15 protein-coding genes and 1 pseudogene are annotated in these 21,847 nt (G+C 58.3%); 6 read left to right on the top strand and 10 right to left on the bottom strand.

Annotation, left to right across the window (positions count from 1 at the left end; translation table 11 throughout):
- Positions 1–408: 408 nt before the first annotated feature.
- The 4 genes from AL755_RS04270 to AL755_RS04255 all read right to left on the bottom strand — a co-directional run bounded on the left by AL755_RS04270 (position 409) and on the right by AL755_RS04255 (position 9,170).
- Entirely contained in the window at positions 409–3,021 is a 2,613-nt protein-coding gene (locus tag AL755_RS04270) for an Ig-like domain-containing protein (RefSeq protein ID WP_150117033.1), read from the bottom strand.
- Between the two features lie 421 nt (positions 3,022–3,442).
- Positions 3,443–5,515 carry a VaFE repeat-containing surface-anchored protein gene (locus AL755_RS04265; RefSeq protein ID WP_160318849.1) on the bottom strand — a complete coding sequence of 691 codons (2,073 nt, stop codon included), beginning with the start codon at positions 5,513–5,515 and terminating at the stop codon, positions 3,443–3,445.
- Between the two features lie 621 nt (positions 5,516–6,136).
- A complete protein-coding gene (locus AL755_RS04260) occupies positions 6,137–6,817 on the bottom strand; it encodes a response regulator transcription factor (RefSeq protein WP_054009934.1) in 681 nt (226 codons plus the stop codon).
- Positions 6,810–9,170, bottom strand: coding sequence for a sensor histidine kinase (locus tag AL755_RS04255; RefSeq protein ID WP_337589603.1), 2,361 nt, complete (start codon positions 9,168–9,170; stop codon positions 6,810–6,812). Before AL755_RS04255 ends, AL755_RS04260 begins: the two co-directional genes overlap by 8 nt.
- A 284-nt stretch (positions 9,171–9,454) precedes the next feature.
- On the opposite strand from AL755_RS04255, the gene AL755_RS04250 reads away from it, so the two are divergent.
- The 5 genes from AL755_RS04250 to AL755_RS04225 all read left to right on the top strand — a co-directional run bounded on the left by AL755_RS04250 (position 9,455) and on the right by AL755_RS04225 (position 14,390).
- Positions 9,455–9,793, top strand: coding sequence for a hypothetical protein (locus AL755_RS04250; RefSeq protein ID WP_054009932.1), 339 nt, complete (start codon positions 9,455–9,457; stop codon positions 9,791–9,793).
- A 28-nt stretch (positions 9,794–9,821) separates the two neighbouring features.
- Positions 9,822–10,967: a low temperature requirement protein A gene (locus AL755_RS04245; protein WP_054009931.1), complete on the top strand. Its 1,146-nt coding sequence runs from the start codon at positions 9,822–9,824 to the stop codon at positions 10,965–10,967.
- Between the two features lie 888 nt (positions 10,968–11,855).
- A protein-coding gene (locus AL755_RS22805) for an IS5 family transposase (protein ID WP_107503784.1) occupies positions 11,856–12,753 on the top strand; the annotation gives its coding sequence in 2 pieces (ribosomal slippage) (positions 11,856–12,212 and positions 12,214–12,753; 897 coding nt in all).
- Between the two features lie 80 nt (positions 12,754–12,833).
- Positions 12,834–13,697, top strand: a complete 864-nt coding sequence (locus AL755_RS04235; RefSeq protein WP_054009930.1) for a hypothetical protein — start codon at positions 12,834–12,836, stop codon at positions 13,695–13,697.
- A 444-nt stretch (positions 13,698–14,141) separates the two neighbouring features.
- Entirely contained in the window at positions 14,142–14,390 is a 249-nt protein-coding gene (locus AL755_RS04225) for a hypothetical protein (RefSeq protein WP_054009928.1), read from the top strand.
- Positions 14,391–14,401: 11 nt separating this feature from the next.
- Here AL755_RS04225 and AL755_RS22270 read toward each other — a convergent pair whose 3' ends face one another.
- From AL755_RS22270 to AL755_RS04210, 5 genes and pseudogenes are all read right to left on the bottom strand, one after another.
- On the bottom strand, positions 14,402–14,716 hold the full coding sequence (locus AL755_RS22270) for a ParB family protein (protein ID WP_160318847.1): 315 nt from the start codon (positions 14,714–14,716) through the stop codon (positions 14,402–14,404).
- Positions 14,706–15,134 carry a hypothetical protein gene (locus AL755_RS04220; protein WP_054012855.1) on the bottom strand — a complete coding sequence of 143 codons (429 nt, stop codon included), beginning with the start codon at positions 15,132–15,134 and terminating at the stop codon, positions 14,706–14,708. The genes AL755_RS22270 and AL755_RS04220 overlap by 11 nt, the downstream gene beginning before the upstream one ends.
- Before the next feature lie 124 nt (positions 15,135–15,258).
- Positions 15,259–15,572, bottom strand: a pseudogene (locus tag AL755_RS23910) (single-stranded DNA-binding protein); the annotation flags it as partial.
- A 153-nt stretch (positions 15,573–15,725) separates the two neighbouring features.
- Positions 15,726–16,985, bottom strand: coding sequence for a M20 family metallopeptidase (locus AL755_RS04215; protein ID WP_202813541.1), 1,260 nt, complete (start codon positions 16,983–16,985; stop codon positions 15,726–15,728).
- Positions 16,982–18,343, bottom strand: coding sequence for an MFS transporter (locus AL755_RS04210; RefSeq protein ID WP_150117031.1), 1,362 nt, complete (start codon positions 18,341–18,343; stop codon positions 16,982–16,984). Before AL755_RS04210 ends, AL755_RS04215 begins: the two co-directional genes overlap by 4 nt.
- 186 nt (positions 18,344–18,529) lie before the next feature.
- Here AL755_RS04210 and AL755_RS04205 point away from each other — a divergent pair, with 186 nt between their 5' ends.
- On the top strand, positions 18,530–19,531 hold the full coding sequence (locus tag AL755_RS04205) for an Lrp/AsnC family transcriptional regulator (protein ID WP_054009926.1): 1,002 nt from the start codon (positions 18,530–18,532) through the stop codon (positions 19,529–19,531).
- A gap of 1,192 nt (positions 19,532–20,723) precedes the next feature.
- Here the strand turns inward: AL755_RS04205 and AL755_RS04200 are convergent.
- On the bottom strand, positions 20,724–21,389 hold the full coding sequence (locus AL755_RS04200; RefSeq protein ID WP_160318845.1) for a response regulator transcription factor: 666 nt from the start codon (positions 21,387–21,389) through the stop codon (positions 20,724–20,726).
- Between the last annotated feature and the right edge of the window lie 458 nt (positions 21,390–21,847).

Below are 21,847 nucleotides of genomic sequence, written 5' to 3'. Positions count from 1 at the left end.
TAGTTAGCAATGGATGAATCGAAGCAGCTATCCCATTGGATTGGAACTCTCAGCCGAGACTCAGGAATTATGACCTACGACACGTAGACGGCCACAATGAGTTTTCCCGATGGGAAAGTATGTCTGTCACTTTTACCGCGCTCGACATCGCAGCTTGCCAATTTCAGCTTGTGATCCCTTGTTCGCCTCGACTTCTTCGCGGGAATCCGTTTCAGAGGAGAAGTACATCGAAATCGTGATGAGAGCGAAAGTGACGGTACAGGCAGGAGAATGCCAGGTGGCTCGCCCCGCAGAGCCTTGCCTATAAACGAAGTGGCCAACCTTTGAGAAGGTTGGCCACTCCGTTTTGGACACCACAACTAGTCCCTAAGACCGCCGGTCGCTTGTGACCGGCTGTCTGCTATCTCTTTAGCCCTGCGTTCGACGGCGACGGATGATAAGCAAGGCTCCGCCCATTAGCGCAATCGCAAGACCGGCAACTCCAATACCGAAAGCCTGAACACCTGTGGAGGCAAGAGGAGGGCTGCTGGCTTCCGGGGCAGGCGTCGGAGAACTGACAGCTCCAGGTGACAGGACAGGGGTAGCCGGCTTCACAGCGCCAGGTGACGGAGACGGGGTGACCGGCTTGACAGCACCCGGTACGTAGGTCACGGTCACGGTTGCTTCGGTGGTGTTTCCACGCACGTCATTGACCTGGTACGTCACTGGTGTGGGGTTCCCGGAGAATCCACTCTCGGGTGTGAACGTGACCTCACCCGTGGCAGGATCAACCGTCCAGGTACCTTGACCCGCAACGACAAGCTTGGTAACCGGCTTGCCGTCACCGTCAAGGAACTTCACCGTGGTCGGATCAAGGTCACCCTTGTCATTACCCAACACAGGAACCTTCACAGCAGAACCCTGAACATTCTTCAACGACTCATCATTGACAGCACCCGGTACGTAGGTCACGGTCACGGTTGCTTCGGTGGTGTTTCCACGCACGTCATTGACCTGGTACGTCACTGGTGTGGGGTTCCCGGAGAATCCACTCTCGGGTGTGAACGTGACCTCACCCGTGGCAGGATCAACCGTCCAGGTACCTTGACCCGCAACGACAAGCTTGGTAACCGGCTTGCCGTCACCGTCAAGGAACTTCACCGTGGTCGGATCAAGGTCACCCTTGTCATTACCCAACACAGGAACCTTCACAGCAGAACCCTGAACATTCTTCAACGACTCATCATTGACAGCACCCGGTACGTAGGTCACGGTCACGGTTGCTTCGGTGGTGTTTCCACGCACGTCATTGACCTGGTACGTCACTGGTGTGGGGTTCCCGGAGAATCCACTCTCGGGTGTGAACGTGACCTCACCCGTGGCAGGATCAACCGTCCAGGTACCTTGACCCGCAACGACAAGCTTGGTAACCGGCTTGCCGTCACCGTCAAGGAACTTCACCGTGGTCGGATCAAGGTCACCCTTGTCATTACCCAACACAGGAACCTTCACAGCAGAACCCTGAACATTCTTCAACGACTCATCATTGACAGCACCCGGTACGTAGGTCACGGTCACGGTTGCTTCGGTGGTGTTTCCACGCACGTCATTGACCTGGTACGTCACTGGTGTGGGGTTCCCGGAGAATCCACTCTCGGGTGTGAACGTGACCTCACCCGTGGCAGGATCAACCGTCCAGGTACCTTGACCCGCAACGACAAGCTTGGTAACCGGCTTGCCGTCACCGTCAAGGAACTTCACCGTGGTCGGATCAAGGTCACCCTTGTCATTACCCAACACAGGAACCTTCACCGCAGAACCCTGAACATTCTTCAACGACTCATCATTGACAGCACCCGGGGCCGGATATGGTGCCGTAGTGAAAGTGCAGGCGACGTTTTGGACGCCCTCAGGAATGGTGAAGGATCCACTGGCGCCGGGGCCGGAGGCGACAACTGTCCCGGTCGCGGGATCTACGCAGTTCCACGAAGTTTCGTAGAGGGCAGGATTGGTGGTGCCAACCGGTGTCTGCTGAACGGTGTAGGTCTCACCGGGAAGTATGAGCAGGGGGCCCACGGCCACGGAGGCCTCATCGCCGGTCGTCGTGGCCGAGTTGCCAGTGCTGATTCCGCCGCCACCGATGGTGACCGTGAACTGGTCAGTGTCATTGACGCGTCCACCGGGTAGATCTACCTTGACGGAACCGGTGAATGGGAGTGATCGGGAACCGAGGTCGGTGATGGCTACGTCAAGGGTTTTTCTGTCAAGGACCGTGCCGGTGATCGGGTTGACCCTGAGGAAGCCGTTGGCTCCTCCGCCGGCTACGTAGAGGAATCCGTCCTTGGCAAAAGCCATGGAGTTTAGTGCTACGCCGGTAGCGATTTGCGGACCGATTTTGACAGCCGCGCCTCCACCGGAGTTCAGTTGGGCGGCGTCTACCCGGTAGATCTGACCTGCCGCGGCGCTGCTGGCAACGAAGTACATGTTTCCGAGGCTGTCGAACGCGAGGTCCCCATTGCCGCCCGGAGGTGCATCCGCTGTGACAGGGATCGTTGTCGTTGCAAGCGTGTTCGTTGCTGGGTCGAATGTTTTGAAGACGAAGTTGTTCCCCCCACCAGCAGCTTGCCCGCCGAAGTAGAAGATGCCATTGGTGGGATTGACCCCACCCATGGTGTTGGGAACCGCGGGGGTGGCCCTGGCCGTGGTTTCCCAGGCCTCGGTCGATGCCGTGTACTCGAAAATGCTCGTGCCGTTCGTTAGCAGGAGCTTGTTACCGTCATTGGTGAGGCCAATTTGGTTTAGCCCTGTCACTCCGCCTGGCACTGTCAGCACATGCGAGGTCGTGCCCGTCGCGAGGTTAACCGAGACGATGTTGGAACCACCTGACTGAGTGGCGTACATTCCTGTGTCAGGGAACGCATCAGCTGCGAAAGCAGGCTGCGGGATAGTGATTGAAGCGCCGATGACCAAGGCAGCGGTTAGCCCTGCACCGCGAGCCTTTTTCAGATAGCTGCCGACGACAGCCTGTTTCGATGATCGCAATATTTACTTCTCCTCAAGCAGGCAAATGCCCACATAGTATTTTTCGGTTTTGGTTTCTGCGCATCAAGTCTAGGCTACAAAGCAAGGTACAAAAACCCCGCGTGCGCCTAGTCCGGCATGACTCGACTCTTGAATTATTCGCAGTCAGCCCTCGACGCGATGGCGGAAATCTGTGAATTCGCGCGACCAGAGGCGTAAGTTCTCGCTGGGCCGCAAGATTGTTCGTTCGGTTTTGCCACAACTTATCCTGGACTCAAAGCCGCTAAAGAAGCTGAACCCTTCGTCAACAGAAGTGGGGCAGTCTCTTTTGTTCTCTGAAATTGACCATTGGTCATATGAGTGGTGGACCCCAGAATTTAGGCCTCAGGGTCCACCACTCAGGATGGCAGTGAATCTAGCGTCTAGGAGGCACTGCCACAGATTAAAGCTTGCGGCGCGTCCGTGGTGCCAGCCGTGCCGCGGCACCGAGTAAGAGCAGCAGGCTGGCCATGCCGATAACGTAGCCTGGGAACGTCCCACCGGTTACCGCCAGCACGTCATGTTTCGGCCCGATCGGTGTGACGGCCGGGGCCTTCTCTACTGTGACGGTCTGGGCTGCGTCGTTGATGTCTTTGTGAACGGCAGCCGGTTTGCCAGTGGTTTTGCTGCCCTCAAAGAGTTGCTCGTAAGCAACCAAGACATCTCCGGCGTATCCTTCGGGGACGGTAAATGCCACGTCAGTTGAACCATTGGCCTCTGTCGGAGTGAAGGTCGTGCTGCCAGTGATCCCTGTACCTGTGCCATCTGCTTTGTTCATAAGCTCACCGGATACCGTGTACTTAACACCTGGTGTCAGGTTCTGATAGGCGACGGTATCGATAACGGTGCCCCCATTCCAGCTCAGTACCCGGTCACCATCGGCAGAATCGACTAGGGACGTGCCGATAACCGGATTCGAAACGGCCGGGGCCTTCTCTACTGTGACGGTCTGGGCTGCGTCGTTGATGTCTTTGTGAACGGCAGCCGGTTTGCCAGTGGTTTTGCTGCCCTCAAAGAGTTGCTCGTAAGCAACCAAGACATCTCCGGCGTATCCTTCGGGGACGGTAAATGCCACGTCAGTTGAACCATTGGCCTCTGTCGGAGTGAAGGTCGTGCTGCCAGTGATCCCTGTACCTGTGCCATCTGCTTTGTTCATAAGCTCACCGGATACCGTGTACTTAACACCTGGTGTCAGGTTCTGATAGGCGACGGTATCGATAACGGTGCCCCCATTCCAGCTCAGTACCCGGTCACCATCGGCAGAATCGACTAGGGACGTGCCGATAACCGGATTCGAAACGGCCGGGGCCTTCTCTACTGTGACGGTCTGGGCTGCGTCGTTGATGTCTTTGTGAACGGCAGCCGGTTTGCCAGTGGTTTTGCTGCCCTCAAAGAGTTGCTCGTAAGCAACCAAGACATCTCCGGCGTATCCTTCGGGGACGGTAAATGCCACGTCAGTTGAACCATTGGCCTCTGTCGGAGTGAAGGTCGTGCTGCCAGTGATCCCTGTACCTGTGCCATCTGCTTTGTTCATAAGCTCACCGGATACCGTGTACTTAACACCTGGTGTCAGGTTCTGATAGGCGACGGTATCGATAACGGTGCCCCCATTCCAGCTCAGTACCCGGTCACCATCGGCAGAATCGACTAGGGACGTGCCGATAACCGGATTCGAAACGGCCGGGGCCTTCTCCGTCCAGCTAATGTCAGCGCGGTCTCCCACGGTGGCAGTTTTCGCCTGAACCAGTACGATCGACTGCGCGTGGTCACCAGTAGTCGGAGTACTACCATCTGTGCGGGGAACTGAGATGATTCCGCCGGTCGGCCCTGCTGCGGCTGCGGTTACGGTTACGGTGGTCGATCCTGCTGCGACATGACCGCGAAGGTCGAGATATATCTTCTGTCCATCCACGACGGCAGTGGGATCTATAGGATTTCCCGATGCGTCGGTGAAGTTAAAGCCAGGGGCTGAGACGATAACCGACTTCTGGTTCGTGTTCACCACAAATGGCCCGACTATACTGTCGCTCGTCTGCGCAGAAGAAGGGGCTGTAATCGATGCAGTGACCTGTACATCACTCGGCTTCATCACGGGATTCGTATTTGCGCCATTCACAAGGTACCAATACACAGCCTCAGAATTTGGGCTCTCCCAATTCCAACTGGCATCGTAATCAAGTTCCGTGTATCGCCAAATCGCGTATTGAGTGGCTTCGATCGCATCGTTCACGGATAGCCCTGCGATCCCAGTGGCAGCTTCCAGATCCGCGAGTGTCATTGCCGGGTAGCTGTGCGCGAGTACCCAGAGAACCCTGCCCTGAATGGTGGGGTCGGTGAAGTAATTTGCGCCGAGGTATTCATCGAATCCTCCGACATGCCCTTCGACATTTGAGTTCGCGTGGACGTCGTGTTCTATGCAATATGCCCAGGCATCGGGTTCTCCGACTGCAGGAGTTTTGTACCAGACGGGAAACATTCCAGTCCCGGAGTACCCCTGCCTCGCTCCAACGTGTACCGAGTCGCCAGACTCGACCGTGGCTGAGGCCGCCGTTGGAGCTATCAGGGCTCCGAGCATCAGCAGGCTTACTAACAGCCACCTCGTGACCGCGGCCGATTTATGTCGTGGAAGGGGAGCCATTGTTTTCCTTTTCGAATTCCAAAAGAGGGTCATGCGAAAAGTTACCTTCGTGCCCCCAGCAAACAAATATCGTTCAGAGTCTATTCAAGGTGCCGACACCGGAGAATAGTTTAGGGCCAAATCACCCCCGTATAGGGGTCATCTCTGAAGCGCCACAATCCGTTAGCCTCGATCTTTCATGAGGCGCGGTTTCTTGTGGATCAGGGCTGACCGTCTGCCTGGCGGTTTTGATTGCGGCAGGTGGGTGTGACATTGTGTCCGCTGTCCTGGTGGCGGTTGTCGGTGACGGGTTCCACGCCGGTCACGGCGATGCTGGTTTTGGTTTCTCACGGAGTGTTGGTCAGTCGGTGGCGTCGTATATGGCTGACTCAGGGCTGCGACGCGTGCATGTCGTTGAGCGTCCGTCAGATCAGGGCGGCTTCAAACGGAACCCGGCTGGAGTGTTAGTAGGCCTTACGCTCACGCTTCGCTCGGAAGCGAGGGGTCAAGGTACCCGTCGGCCCAGGCAACGCGGCCATAGTCCAGCTTCGAGCGAACCGGGACGCCGACTGAAGCGTACTTTTTCTTCACTCGGTCGAGGTATTGTTTCGCCGTCTCACGCCCGATATTCATCGCGGCACCCACCTCGTCGACGCTGAGCCCGGAGGCATAGAGCACCAACGACCTTTCTTCCTGCAGACTCAATGAAGGGCGGTCGGGATCCCCAGCAATCACCGACGCAAGTTCCGTGGTCATCCATTCTTCACCCGCGAGCACTGCAGAGACTGCAGCAAGGATGTCATCCTCACTATCGCGCTTCCCGACGATTCCGACTACCCCTGCACGCACGATTCGACGAACGAGCATAGGAGAAGCGAGTGCCGATAGGACGAGGATCTTGAGGCCGGCCTTGACCATTATTTCAACGAGAGCGGGGCTGACGCTCGGTTGGCGGTCGACCATCAAGTCGAGGACGAGTAGATGCGGACGCTCGACCATCGGCGCTGCTCCTACCCATTGAGTGAACTCCGGCGCAGATGCCCCGCTGAAGACGACCTCGTACTTACCGGATCTGGACAGGAGCTCTTCGGTGCGGGTTCGTTGCAGCAGATGGTCTTCCACGATAGCGATCCGGGCCCGTTGAATTTGGTGATCAGTCATAGGGTTCTTCCTGAAAGTTCAGCACTGGGATGCGAGCGGTCCCAGCGAAATGCTTGGATTTTCGATGTACTGGTTGCATTGATTGGAAAGAAATTTCAAGTAGCTCAAGTTGCCCAAGTGAGACGAGGCGAGCCTTATCTGCTAGGTGTTCAGGTGTTTGGAGTGCCGATCCGGTAAGCGTCAACTGCAGCCCTTCCGCTACGGGGAACAGACTGACGGCGAGTGCCTCGCCATGCTCAGCTGACATCAGGTTCTCGCTGACGACGTCGCTAATGTCACGCGCGACGTGTTCATTGGCTGCATCGATGTCTCCGAGTCGCAGTCTGAACTCGATACCAAGTTCCCGTGCGCGACGAAGCGTGGGCATGAATACTTTGCCAATGTGCACGAGGTCGGGATTGATCTGCACGAGCTGGCGGAGATACCGTTCCTCTTCATCACAAGCAGCCCTCGTTGACTCCGCATGAGGGTTCAACCTACCGTCCCGGATGCCCCGCAACAGCGTGGCCGAAGCGTCGAGTCCTGCGTCCATCCAGCGTTGATAGCTTGCCTGAGATACAGTTGCCAGCTCAGTGTGCAGACTTGCCTGAAATGTTTCGGCGCGCGACACTGCCTCCAGGTTAGAAAGCCGGGTCACGAGACGTTGAAACATTGTCCAGACGCCTGAGAATCCCAGCCCCACTAGACCGGCAACGATAATAATCTCGGCAGCCGTCTCAGAAGTGGGCAACGCGAAAACAGCCATTAGAACTACCACCGCACCCCATGCGAAGGCTCCTACAATAGGCCATGCCTTACCCCTAGTTCTCGACAGCAACAACACGAACGGCCCGGTCGCCGCGAGCGCTTGCCAGTGCGCCGGCCCGACGAGGCCAAAGGAAGTCGCGCGCGCTGAGAGGTAGAACACCGACAAAGTGCCGAGCACGAGTAGGAATGGCAAAAGGGTCCTCCCGCGACGCAGCACCGGGGTTCGGGCAAGGATCAAGGAGACGAGCATGATCGCGATCATCGGGAACAGTGCGCCTCCATCATCGGTGCCTCCTGCGACGGTAAGCACAATGCTCACTATCGTGACGCCTAGGCCCCAGTAATTGCCGGAGCGACGGTTTACTGTGGATGCCGAAGCTTCTAGTCCGGCGTCGTTCGAATTTTCCGTTTGATCCGCTGAAAGGGGTGCCAGAGCTATTGAGAGCGTGACCACCGTACCCATGCCGAGTGTACTGCGCACGTCGGCAGCAAAGTTGTGGTCAATGGCCCGACGTCGGATGGAGGCGTCCACACCGCGCCCGGCAGGCGTGTCTTCGCGAAAACCAATACCGTCGTCACTCACACGGACGACTAGCTCCGTTGTAGAAGTGAGCACTTCGACGTCTACGTGGTTCGCACCCGAGTGCTTCGTCGCGTTGGTGACGGCTTCGCGGACACACCCGATGATCCCGTCGACGGTGCGTTGAGGTAGAGCAGTACCCGCCAGTTGTATTGCTTCGTCACCTGCTCCTTGGCGAATGGTGGTGATGCCAGGCTGCTCGAACACATCCAGAAGTGTGGCGATGGCGGTGGTTCGTCGAGCGCCACGGAGTTCTTCAATGAGTTCAAGGTCTCTGGCGCACTGAGTTATGACTCGACTTACATCACGGGCGCCGGCCCCTGCTGACGCGATCGCGGCGAACGTATTGATAGCGGTATCGTGCAGAACACGTGAGTCCTCGGCTAGGCGAGCGCTTTGGTAGGTGAGTGCTTCATCTCGAAGGGAAGCTTCGTCCGCGAGTTCGACGCTCTCGTCCGTCTTGCTGGAATGGCGCAGCAGAGCCCCGAGTCCCAACCTAATAGCGATGATGATGGATGCCTGCGTTACCAAGATCGACGCCGGCAGTTGGGCACCCCAATCAGGAAGAAAGTGGAGGATGGTTACTGACGTGCACACGGCAGACCCAACAACCATCCAGATTGCGTACCTTTGCAGTATCAAGAGTCCTGCGAAGAACGCCGAGAAGTTAATCTGCCAGCACGCAGCGAAAGTCAGTGACGAATCCAAATCCCCGCTCAGCAAGTAGCCCCATACTCCCATGGCGACCATCGCGGGCGGCAGAGCGGGCCCCCAACGCCTGCTCCGGATCGAGAAAGCGGCAAGGACACCGACCAGCGCTTGGAAAGTTGCAAGTATCCAACCGGGCTGGCCCAACGCGGCAAGTGACAGTATGACCATGATCCCTTGCCATACCAATGCTGCAGTGAGCGCAACGCTGGACGTCGAAGCGATCAACGACCTTGTTGCGCCACCAGGTGAACGTGGGGTGAGGCCCGCGGCGTCCCGTGCGCCGATCCGAGCCAACATGCTGCACCATGCGTCCATTCCCACCCGATTCATCTTGAAACCATTCGCAACATGTAAAGCCTACTGTCCAAACAACACATGGCGGGAGTCAGAAGTGTCCAAGGAATCAGTACACCGTATTGTTGGCGGGCGAAAGGGAACCATCACCTACAGACTTCAATCTCGTTGATCGTGGTTGGGAGAGTTTGATGGAGAACATGACCCCCATACTGGTGTCATTTTCTGATGATCACCCCCTCTAGAAGCCGGGATTTGATAGATATTTTGTAAGAAATCAATATCTTTCATCGAGGAGCTTCATCATGAACCGCGTTCCGCTTCCCTTGGCCGTGCAAAATACAGTCGACGCTATCAATGCTGCGGATATCGACAAGTTTGTCGGCTCGTTTCGAAGTGACGGGATTATCGACGATTGGGGCAGGGTACTCCGAGGTCGCGCCGGTGTGCGTCAGTGGGCAGAAACTGACGCGGTTGGTGCGGGTGCGATCATTGACGTGTTCGATGCGGACACCGTGGGTGTAGCTACTAAGATTCGATTTCATTGGAATAGTGGAGTATTCAATGGGGAATCCAGTGCAACCGTGACGGTCAGAGACGGCCTAGTCGCATCGTTCCAGATCCCTGCAATTAGTGCGACCTAGAACTTTGAGCCGATTTGGCCTCCAGCGGATGACAGGCCGCGAGCCGAGCGAACCGAACCGTGTAGCAAGTCCCCTGGAGCTCTTCTTTGATCTAGTCTTTGTCATTGCGGTTTCGCAGGCATCGCAGAACTTACATCATGGTGTGTCAGAAGGTCACACACTAGCGACCCTGCTCGGGTACGCAATGGTGTTCTTCGCAATTTGGTGGGCTTGGATGAATTTCACCTGGTTTGCCTCGGCCTTCGACACAGATGACTGGCTCTACCGGGTGACCACTATCGTGCAGATGGGTGGGGTTCTCGTCCTCGCTGCGGGGATCCAAAGCGCGCTCGTGGATGGCCAATGGGCAACAGTCACTTGGGGATATCTGATCATGCGTCTAGCAATGGTCGTCCAGTGGATCAGAGTGGCCCTCTCCGATCCAGAGCAGCGGAGTGTTGCACTTCGCTATGCTATCGGCATCGCAGCCGTACAGATCATTTGGGTGGTGCGAATTCTGTTCGCCACCGAGGTTCAGTTCTGGACCTTCTGGCCGGCGGTGTTCTTAGAGCTAACGGTTCCAGTTTGGGCCGAAAAATCACGGAAGACACCTTGGCATCCGCACCATATCGCAGAGAGGTACAGTCTCTTCGTTCTGATCCTTCTTGGAGAGAGCCTGCTTGCATCTGCTAATGCAGTAATCGATTCTCTAAACGCGGGTGGTCATGCAGGGGACGTTATCCGGCTCGCCCTCGCCGGGCTTGTACTGGCTGCAGGAATCTGGTGGATCTATTTCTCTCAAACACACGGCAAGCGGCTTAGCAATGCACGCACCGGATTTGGGTTCGGATACCCGCACTACCTGATTTTTGCTGCAGTTGGTGCGTTATCGGCGGGAATAGAAGTCGAACTAGATGTGCTCGCAAAGTCAGAGGAGAATCTACCAACGATGACAGGTTCAGTGGCTCTCACGTTGCCGGTATTCGTCTTCATGATCGTCGTGTGGGCTGCGCTGCTCAGACCTTCGCTACCAATCATTGTCTCGACAGTGTTCCTCGCCTGCACAGCTGGGACCCTCGCCATAGCAGCCTTTCCGGCGCTCACTGTTATCAGTATTTCTATCTTCGTAATGATCGCAGTTTCGGCGCTGGAAATACATCGTTCCTCCGTATTAGCATCCCCAGCTTCGGATTGAGTGCCTGAAGCAGCGAGAAGCTACGCCAAAAAGCAGGGTCTCTGGTGAAGCTGCGGAGATCAATAGTGAGAACCGTGACGCACCAAGGCTGACCAATGTCTCGCCCTGAGTCTATTCGCCGGTTCGAATGCCACAGACACTCAAGCGCGAGGTGACGGGGAGGAAAGCCTCCCCGTCACTACCAGAAGCCCCGTAAATCCGGGCCTTTTTGCCCCGCTCACACATTGGGCCCAAGTCAGATTCGAACCGACGCCCCCCAGGTTCCTGGGGCGCGTAAGGTTCACAAACGCGACGGCCGTTGACTATAAGCTCGTCGTGGTCGACGACGATCATTTCGGGTCCCTGGCCGGTCGCATCTATTCAGTCACAATCCTGGGGTAGGGCCGTCAAGATCGAACCACCCAGGTTGACACGGCGACCGGATTCATCTTGGGTGACCTCATCGCACCCCGGCACTGAACTAGACCACGAACTATTCAGCGATCTGCACGGTCAGTTCCCGGCCATCAAATGGTCCGGGGGTATCGACCGCTTCAGGGGTAGGACAACTCGCTAACCAACACGCCCGCCGGTGATGTCATCTTCTCCTGGTCTAGTTCTTCATCTTCTTTTGTGTTTGCAGCGTGATGATGTACCCCTGAGGTTCTTCCTGAGTGCGTCTGCCTGGGCGAAGGTACGACGCGAAACAATTCGCCATGGCGAAAATATGCTGTCTCTCCGCTAAGGCGTAAATCTGTAGACGCCAGCTCGCACCGGCTAAACCAGGTAAGTTGTCAACTTTCTCATTTTCGCAAATACTTCGTTAGCATCGGTGGTGCCGAAAGGCCAGTGGCTAGCTCTAGGGCGTGTCTCCTAAATGGTGGTGTGGTGGTGCGCAATGATTGAAGGGTGTCACGTACTTCTGTTTTGACTGATGGTCAGTGGGCCCGTATCCAGCCGTTACTCCCCTCGTCCTCCGGCCGTCGGGGTCGCCCCTTTCGGGATGACCGCAAGGTGGTCGAGGGCATCATTTACCGGTATCGGTGCGGGATCGCTTGGCGTGACGTGCCGACCGAGTTCGGTCCATGGCAGACGATCTGGAAACGCCACCGCCGCTACAGCGGGGACGGCACGTGGGACGGGATCTTGGCCCAGCTGCTCACTGCAGCCGATGCTGTGGGCCTGGTGGATTGGGCGGTCTCGGTCGATTCCACGGTCAACCGCGCCCATCAGCACGGCACCAATCTTCCCCGCCCCACAGGGGGACCCATCGAATTACATGAATCTGCTCGATGAGCCGGCCGACCATGCAATTGGCCGCTCCCGTGGCGGGCTGACTACGAAGATCCATGCCCTGGTCGATGGCAACGGCAGGCCCCTGGCGTTACTGGTTGCTCCCGGCCAGGGCGGGGACGCACCCATGTTTCCCCACCTGATGGACCATCTGAGTATCAACCGGGCCGGTCCGGGCAGGCCAAGAACCCGCCCGGACCGGGTACGCGCAGACAAGGCCTACTCCTCAAAAGCAATCCGGACCCACCTTCGAGATCGGGGCATCACGGCCGTCATCCCGCAACCATCCGATCAGATCGGGCACCGGAAACGCCGCGGCTCCTCCGGTGGCCGACCACCAGCATTCGACAAGGAAGACTACAAAGGCCGCAACGTCGTTGAGCGAAACTTCAACACCTTCAAACAATGGCGCGGACTGGCGACCCGTTACGACAAACTCGCCCTCACCTACCGAGGCGGAGCCGTCCTCCGCGCCCTCACCATCTGGCTGACCGCATTAGGAGACACGCCCTAGTCGCTGCAATGGCACCGTGTTGTCGGGTGCCAATTCTATTGGGGGTTTACAAGTTGTCCAAAAGAGAAGTCTCTCTACCTGTGCGAATCGTCCTTGGGTTGACGATCTCAACTGCGATCGTTGCCGCTGGATCCGGAGTCGCTTCGGCATCCCCGAGCACTGTCGCGAAGAATCAAGAAGCATCCCCGGTTGCAACTAACGTTGGGACCCAGCTCGAGGTGGCTCCCGGCACGGCGAAAGTCGTAGAAAAAGATGCCGCCGGTGACCTGTCGCTTGAAATTCCCGGGAACATTACAAGTAAGCAGGCAATCAGCCCCTCGGACATCCCCGCTGCTCTCTTCGAAGGCCAAGGTCAAGCTCTGCTGAACACTGAGCTTCCCGACGCTACGATTTCCACCTTTGCCACGGCATCAGGTAGCCAATCGATCATCAAGATTGACTCCGCCTCTGCGGCTACGGAGTACCGGTTTCCTCTTGAAATTCCCGCGAGAGCTAAAGCAAAAGTACTCAAGGACGGTTCCGTAGAATTCTCAAGCCAGGACGGAGCAATCTTGGGTAGCGTTCTGGCGCCCTGGGCACATGATGCCAACGGCGCCTCAGTTCCTACGTCATTCACTATTGATGGCACGACCCTGGTGCAGCGGGTAGCTCACACAGAGCAGACTGCTTTCCCGGTAGTCGCAGATCCCAGTACGGTGTGGGGGTGGACCGTCTGTGTCGCAACTGTGGGGACCACCATTCTTCCTTGGGGCGCTGGCGCAAAGGTTGCCGCCAAACTCATCACCAGGTTTGGTTCCGTCAAGCGCGGTATCGAAATCATCTATCGTGCCTATCACGCCGCAAATGGTGCCGGTGCCAAATGGAACGCAGCGATGGCAGCTTCAGGTGGCCTGTTCGCTGAAATCTTGGGTATTAACGGGATCAAGGATGCGTGCTTCTCCTAACATGCCGCTCCGCTCTATCTGTTCAATGAAGGAGAACCAATGATGAACGAATCGACGTCAGAGAGTCATGTTAAGGACCGACGACCTCGCAGGTATCTCAGTGACAGCTTTTACCTTGTCCTGGCTGCGGCTGGGCTGTTTCAGGTCCCGAGGACCATTGATGCTTCAGGACCTTGGATTGGTATTCTCTTCGCTCTCGTGATCGTGATCTTCACTGTTCTGATCGCGGTGGGAAATAGGAACCGATTCCTCCCAATGCTCAGTAACCGATACAAGGACTAAGAGCACTCAAGTTCAAGAGGGTGGGGGCTGTGCCGGCATCGCCGGTTACAGCCCCCACCCTCTTTCACTGCCGGTCATCGAATTCACATGGTTTTGTCTGCTGTCGGAGACGTCACAGCTTTCACAATGCCATCCAGGGAAGGAACATCGTAGGTTTGAATCATGATGAAGACTCGACGGGGAACAGTCAAAGACGGCCCAACAACGGACGCTACCCAACTTAACGCCGAATGGATCAATCTCGTCTGCGGGGAAGATGTGGCCCTTGGACTCGCCAACGGCTACACCCTGCAGGGGCAGGTATCCGCCGTCGCAACGGACGGTAGTGCCGTCTGGATCGACCTCTCCGACGGCCGGGGTCGGCAAATGTATTGCGCCACAGATAACGTCACGATCACCCCGATCAACTAGACACAAGCGGCCTATTTTTCCCCTTGAATCATGGCACTTCTGCCCCGTGGAGTGGTTCGACCGGTGGAGTTAGGCCCACTCCCCCGGCTTTCTTCCTTGGTGCGCATGCCTGGGCGAAAGACTCCGGCCGGGATCCCGCGCCAAGGCATACCGCCGTTGTGTTTGCGTTGGAGCCAGCGTAACTCCCGATTAACCGCCGCCGCCAGCAGCTCATTGACGGACGCGTACCCTTCCTGGGCTCCCACAGCTTGTTGCACGGCACGTACCTGATCCGCGGTTTCGACGGGCAGGGACAGGCTAAAACTCGGGGACTTCTTAGGCTTCATCGGGCCACGGGTACAGGGTGGAGAGCCTCTCAATACTTTGGGAGCCATCCGTGTTGGTAGTGAAGCCGGAATGTTCGTGGCTGCCGCCGGCGTGCGCTACCGCAGCCAGCACCAGCTCGAGGACCCGGCGATCAAGTCCAGGAAGAACCTCACCCAAGTCCACACTGACCTCAACAGCAGCAATGGAGGCCACGAGCCTCAGGAACCGGCTCTCACCACCGGAAAGCACATCCACATGTTCAGGGATCTCACCGAAGCGGATCCAGTGTTTTCCTGATTTCTCACTCTTGTGGATCCAGGAGTTGCCCGGTGCTGCGAAGCGTCCCTCAAAGGCACGGATCAACAACTCCGTAGCCGCCTCGGCGGTGTAACTGCCTCTGGCCCAGGCGCGGAGGTCTTCAAAGTGTTCGTCGTTCATAGTCATCTCATTTCAAGCATCAGATGCGGGGTAGTGCACGGTTGCGTGTCGGGGCTAGCGTACCTGCCAGCCCCGACACGAGAACAGTGGTTAGAACGAGGGCGCTCAGGTCGGGTCCGCTCCCCTACCCACCGTCATTCTGGCCTCCGGGAATGGCCCACGGGCCATCGGCTGTGACCGGCAATGAATCACCCCAGCCCGGGCGTGCCTGACCATTCCCGGCCGGGTTACCCTGGTTAGCCGGTACAGCTCCTCCGGCGCCATGGCTGCTGCGTTGGGTACGGTTGACCTTCGCAGCGGCACAACGCAGCAAGGGGCCGATCTCATCAACCTCAAACTCCATGACGATGCGCTTCTCGCATTCCTTCGTGTCATAGGTCCGCGACTTCAGCCGGCCTCAACGATGACGCGGGTGGCCTTGGTCAAGGACTCGGCGATAACATACCCATGGTTTTCCCCATCGCGGAGCACCGCGAGAACTGCTTGCGGGAGGGCCGCACGAGTCAATTCTGGGTCCGCATCGAAATCGTACACACTTGGATAATGTCCCTAACCAGATAGTGTTGCAATCTTCACTAGGGTCAGGGTTGGTTAGACCCGGGGGAAGGGCTCAGCCAACGTAGGGAATGGTGGGGTTTTTTCGGTGGTGTTGCCAAGTAGCCGTTGACGTTGCAGCGGGTCCGAGGCCGCTGCGCTGGCGGCCACCGCCAGACCGAATGCGCCGTCGATCACCGCCTGGTCCGCGGAGATCGATGCCCCGTGCTCGGCAAACTCTGCAGTGTGGTGGACGGCCCCGCCCACGTCGTAGCCGAGCAGCGGGTGAATGCTTGGCACCAGGTGGGAGACGTTGCCCATGTCCGTGGAGGCTACTGGCGCTTCGCTGTAGCGGACGTCCCGCCCCCGTGTCACCATGGCCTTGCCGTAGGCCTCGGAGAGGAAGGAGTCCTGCCGCAATTCTACAAAGGCATGGCCCGCTGGGGTGATTGTGAGTGTGCTGCCACTGGCGTGTGCTCCGGCCTCCAGACAACGCCGCACGCGATTCTCGATGACACTCAGGCCGGCCACGGTGGGGGAACGCATTTCCACGCTGGCCCGGGCGCGTTCTGGTATGACGTTAACCGCGCTTCCGCCTTCGGTCACGATGAGCGAGACAATGGATCCCGGCGGAAGCTGTTGCCTCGCCAACGAAACGGCAACTTGGGCCACCACCAGTGCGTCCAGGGCGTTGATGCCCTGATCGGGTGCTGCTGCGGCGTGTGCTGGGCGTCCCTCGTAGAGCACATTCCACATGTTTACCGCCAGCGAGGTGCTTCCCACTACGTCCTCGGCGCCGGCATGGGCCATCATGGCCATCGAGACATCGTCAAAGAATCCTTCGTTGATCAGGTCGACCTTGCCGCCGGTGGTCTCCTCAGCCGGGGTGCCCAGGACCTTGACGGTGATGCCAAGGTCATCGGCCACGGCAGCGAGCACGAGGGCCGCCCCCACGGCTGACGCCGCGTTTACATTGTGCCCGCAGGCATGTCCAATGCCTGGAAGTGCGTCGTATTCAATACAGAGCGCCACTACCAGCGAACCGGAGCCTAATCGTGCACTGAAAGAGGCTGGGAGTTCGGGCTGGATGGCATCGAAGGTGAAACCGGCTGCTGTCAGCAGCGAGGAAACCCGTCTGGCGGCTCGAAGCTCCTCCCCGCTGGGTTCGGGATCGGCGTGAATTGCGTGGCTCAGGTCGATGACCTCGGACTGCCAATGCTCCAACGCTGCTGCCATCCTGGCCTCGATCCCCACGGCGGAGGCACTGTCGAATGCCGCCGACCGGGAAGCGGAAACCCGAGGGGCATGTGTATTCATGACAGGACTCCAACGGCATGGCGCTTGGGATACAGGGTGGAAGCTGCCGCCGCGATCAAGGCGGCAACGGCTAGGGTTCCCCAAATGACGGAGAGGCCGCTTTCACTGATGTGACCGGAGACAGCGAACGAGGACGAAATCATTTTCACCACGGCAGCACCCACGGCTACCCCGACTGATAAGGCCAACTCATTGAGCCCGGCCGCCGTTGAAGTCTCCGCTAGCGGGACACCTTCCACCGACAACGCCCGTGTCCCCGCCTGATACATCCCAAGGCTGATATTGAACATCGCAAACCCGGCACAATACGCTACGAAGGAACCATGGGCCACCGCCATGACCATAAAACCTCCGGCCAACAGCAGACCGGCGAGAACCAGGGTTGCACGCTCGCCAATCACCCTCAGCAAGGGGGCGGTTAACAATGAGGACAGGAGCGAGAACACGGATGCTCCGGCCAAGATGATGGCAATCATGAGTGAACTGAATGCGAATCCGTAGCCGGCCTTGTCCGGGTTCGCGTGCAGGAAGATTCCGTTCGTGCCGAAGTAGCTGATGGAGGCGAACCCGAAGAAGAAGGTCGCCAGAGATACGGTGCGGATCCGCGGATTGGCGAGCATGCGCAGGTCCACGAACCTCTTCCTGGCCGGGAGGCTTCGGACGTCAATGGCGATCCATACGACCAGCAACGCCAGCCCCAGTAGTCCCGAGCCGATCGTCCGGGCATCCAGCCAGCCCCAATCCGGGCCCATCGACAGCGCGACCACAAGGCCGATCAACCCCAGGGAACATGCCATCAAGGGTGCGAGAGCGAGCCCCTCCCGTGTGGGCGTCCCAGCGTCAGGCAGCAGGAAGGAGCAGACCAGGGCCACAATGGCGAACGGGACCGCCACCCAGAACCCAAGGGTGGGGTGGGTGACTCCAACGATCCCGGCCAGCAAGCCTCCCAGGCCAACCATGATCATCAGCATGCCGATCATCACGCTGACGCCCGTGCGGGTTTGTCCGGGGCTGGTCACCCTCAAGATGCCCATCATGAGTGGAATGAACCCCACGACGCAGGTAAGCATGACAACACCTACCGTCACGGTCCACAGAGAAGGCCAAAGGGCCATCATGAGCACGCCGGCAGTGACAATGCCTGTCGACCCGCGGAGCACGAGCCGGTATCCATAACTGTCACCGAGCCGGGAGATGATCGGTGTGAGGACGGCAAAGCTGACGTTGGAGATCAAGAAGATGCCGTTGATCGTCGGATCATCGATCGAAAAGACCGGCCCGAGAGCGGGCAGGATGGGATTCAAATATCCCTGAGTGACGCCGCTGAGTGATTCGATCAGAGCCATCGCCACGATCATGCCCACGACGGTTCGTCTCGCTATGGCCGCCGCGGCCGGTGGGGCTGTCTTGTTTCCCATGTGCATCCTTACGGTTTGGGCGCTTGCGCCCAAGTGGCGCGAGTCACAACACTATCTTCACGCCCACATGTCACGTCAAAAATGTTTGAAATAGTGATCAGTCCATCAAAAATGTAAGAATCAATCATGCTATCGGAGCTAGATCTTGAAATCGTAAATGCCCTTCAGGTCAATCCCCGCGCGGATTGGGCCCGGGTTGCTGATGCCCTCAATCTTTCCGCCCCCACTATCGCCCGCCATTGGAGCGCTCTGGCAGAACAAGGCTTGGCCTGGGTCACACCCGCTCCGGGGCCGCGCTACCCCCGTGTGGGTTGGTCGGCATTCATCTACCTCTCGTCCTCGCCAGCTGACCACGAGGCACTTGTCCATCGGCTCTGCGCAGAGCCGGCCTTCGGCACCGTGTCCTTGGTCTCGGGTGCGCACGATTTCTTCATTGACTGTTTTGCCTCCAGCCACGAGGCCCTGATGGACATCCTCACAGGTTCGTTCGCAGACCTGCCGGGCGTGACCGGCAGAGAGATCGTTCTTATCACCAAGCTGTACCGGCAGGCCACCGATTGGCGCCACGGAACCCTAGAACCCGGGCGGGCGCGAGCCGTTGCCGCCGGCCGTCAGGTACCGCAACAAGAGTTCCAACCGGACCGGCTGGATGCGGTGTTGCTGGAGGAACTTGCTCGCGACGGGCGGGCCACCTGGGCGGAACTGGGCGCCGCTTGCGGCGTCTCCCCGCAGACGGCCAAGCGGCGCCTAGAGCGCTTTCTTGCAACAGGCTACGTGGCCCTCAGGTGCGATACGTCCATGGCCTTCCAGCAGGACCTTCGGGAGGTGACGCTGGTACTCAATGTTCCGGCGACCCAGGTAGACGCTGTGGGCGGGTACTTCGCCGACCTGCCCAGCTGTCGTCTCAGCGCACAGGTTTTGGGCGCCCAAAACCTAGTCGTGACATTGTGGGTTCGGGACTATCTGGAGGTACAGGGCCACGAACGAGAGCTAGCAATCCGTGCTCCACAAAGCACTGTTATCTCCCGGCAGGCGGTAATCCGCAACTACAAGCGGCTTGGCCACCTCCTGGACGAGACGGGACGAAGCTGCGGTCTGGTTCCCCTTCCACTTTGGCGTGGAGAATAGCCGGCCGCGCGGCACCAAACGCTGCATAGCCGCCAGAGCTACCTCCTCTTGCGACGACCGGCTGAAGCCGCCGCGGAGCCAAACGAAAGGTTTGTCTCTCGGGCGTTCAAAACGCGGGGAACATGCCAAGTCTTGAGGCTTTCGCGATAGGGAGCTCGTCCCCACTGGGTGATGTAAAAAGGTAAGCGCACCTCTTGTTGCATGGCCCAGTCCGACCCGCCGTGGATGCCGGCACGGCCAATTCCCACGCTCCCCACCCGGCCAGGCACTCAACCCCTTCTTGTGACGGCGAAACCGGCCGCCACATTTCACAACATCCGCCACGACCGACAATTCTTGGGCGACACTAAGGGATGACTATTTCCGAAGCTTCACGTCCTCCTCGTCAGCGAGTCAAGGTCGAAGGCCGCGACGATTTCGGGGAGGTTCTCTCCCTCGGTGTAAACGTTGGCGGCAGTGCCCAAGTCTTCTGTGTCGCCGTCCATTTCCCACTGGATGGCCTGTGCGCCTACTACGACAAGAGCCGAGTCAAGCTCCTTCCTCCACTCGAACCCACCTACCCGACACGTTAGGCAACCACCCGCTCGAGGTGGTAGGCCAGTGCCGGTGACGGCACCAACCGTGATTGCCGAGGTAGGGCACTCAAAGGTGGCGGCACCGTTTTCAAAACCAGCCCGCCTGGTTGGTCTCGATGAGTGCGGGGTGTTAAACCTTGGGCAAGAGTAGAGCGCGGCACCAAGCCATTTCGGTTAGCTTGGTGCGCTCCTTCTCTTTGCCCTCTTACTTGGTGAGCATCGGCTTTTCGACGTCACTGAGACTTTATCCCCGTTCCGCAAGCTGGGTCAGGTAGTAGCTGTGATCGGCGTCGACGTGTCACCAGCTCGTGCGGATGATCGAGGTTTCCTACGCGGTGACCATGATCGTCAAGGTGACCCGCTCGGGCTTGGTGATGGGCTTGGCCAACAAATGTATTGCGCCGCCGACAACGTCACCATCACGCCGACCAACTAGTCACAAGCTGCCTCGCTTCCAGCCAGGAAGTGCTCCTCCGACTGGGCCCCGATTCTGAGCAACCATGCTTCGAGACCATTAGGTGGGCACCAAGGCCTAGCCAGGGCGTGAGCGTTGCGCGATTGGGGAGAGTAGGGCGTCTACTATCCGCTCGCGCGGGTACGACCGGGGAGCATCGCTGTTAGTTGGATTGAGCTTTCGTCGCAAGAACGGCGAGCTGGACACGGTTGCGAACCCCCACCTTGATCATGACCTGAGAAACCGCGACTTTGATGCTGGCTTCGCTCAGTTGAAGCCTGCGTCCCAGGTCCGCGTTGGACAAGCCCTCAGCGATCCCATTAGCCACCGCGCATTCTCGGACACTAAGCCTGGCATAAGAGTCCTTGAACCGCCGGGTTTCATTCGACTCCTCAGCTCCGGCCGAGGGGTAGCCCCGAGCACCCGGTATGAGTACCCCGCCTTGGTGAACCACCCGCAATATTGCCGGCAGGTCGCCCGTCACTCCCGCCGGGGTAAGGATCGCTGCAGCCCCAGCCATGATCAGTTCCCCGGTAGTCTGTTCGTCAAAATTGCCCAACATCACTACCCTTGGCGATTGCGGGAACGCGGCAAGTTCTGCGCACGTCCGAATAGCCTCGGCCTTTCCCATGCCGGCCTCCACCAAGACCAGATGCAGAGGACCAACGCCCGGCAGCTGGAGAGCGTCCTGCGCTTTTTCGACCGCACCCACGATTTGAAGAAACGGCGCCCCGGCCAGGATGTGACTCAACCCCAAGCCGGTGAGGTAGTCACAACCGACTAACGCCAGACGAATAACCGACGACTCCTCCGCGGTCACCACATTCATTACATGCCCCATCTCAGTCCGCACCCAAACAGTGTTCGCACTGTGAATTAGATCACATTGAGAGGGGGTGAATTGGCCAATGTTGCGCTGTGACGACACCCGCCCCGCATCGCCATATCGAAACCGACAATCAACTCATTGACGGCCCGCTACCACCTGCCACGGACGGTCGACCTTCAGGCACCAAAATGCCCTGCCGACACAGCGTGGGGCAATGCCGACAGGGCCATCTTTTTGATCCGGCCCCACGACCGTCCGGGGGAGAACGAGAGGCGGGGCCGCCCGGGAAACTATATGACAATAATGGTCTGAGGCAACATCAACTTCGTGAAATGACCACGATCCGGACAAAGCCCCCCGCAGCCGGGGCACTTCCGCTTAACTCTGGGGCGACAGGTCCCCTCTGCGCCGATCGAAGCTGCGGAAGACAGGAACAAGTCGACCGTTTCCCTGATGCG

It is taken from the genome of Arthrobacter sp. ERGS1:01 (assembly GCF_001281315.1).
In the GTDB taxonomy this organism is placed as follows: domain Bacteria; phylum Actinomycetota; class Actinomycetes; order Actinomycetales; family Micrococcaceae; genus Specibacter.
This window is presented reverse-complemented; position numbering and strand designations above follow the sequence as displayed.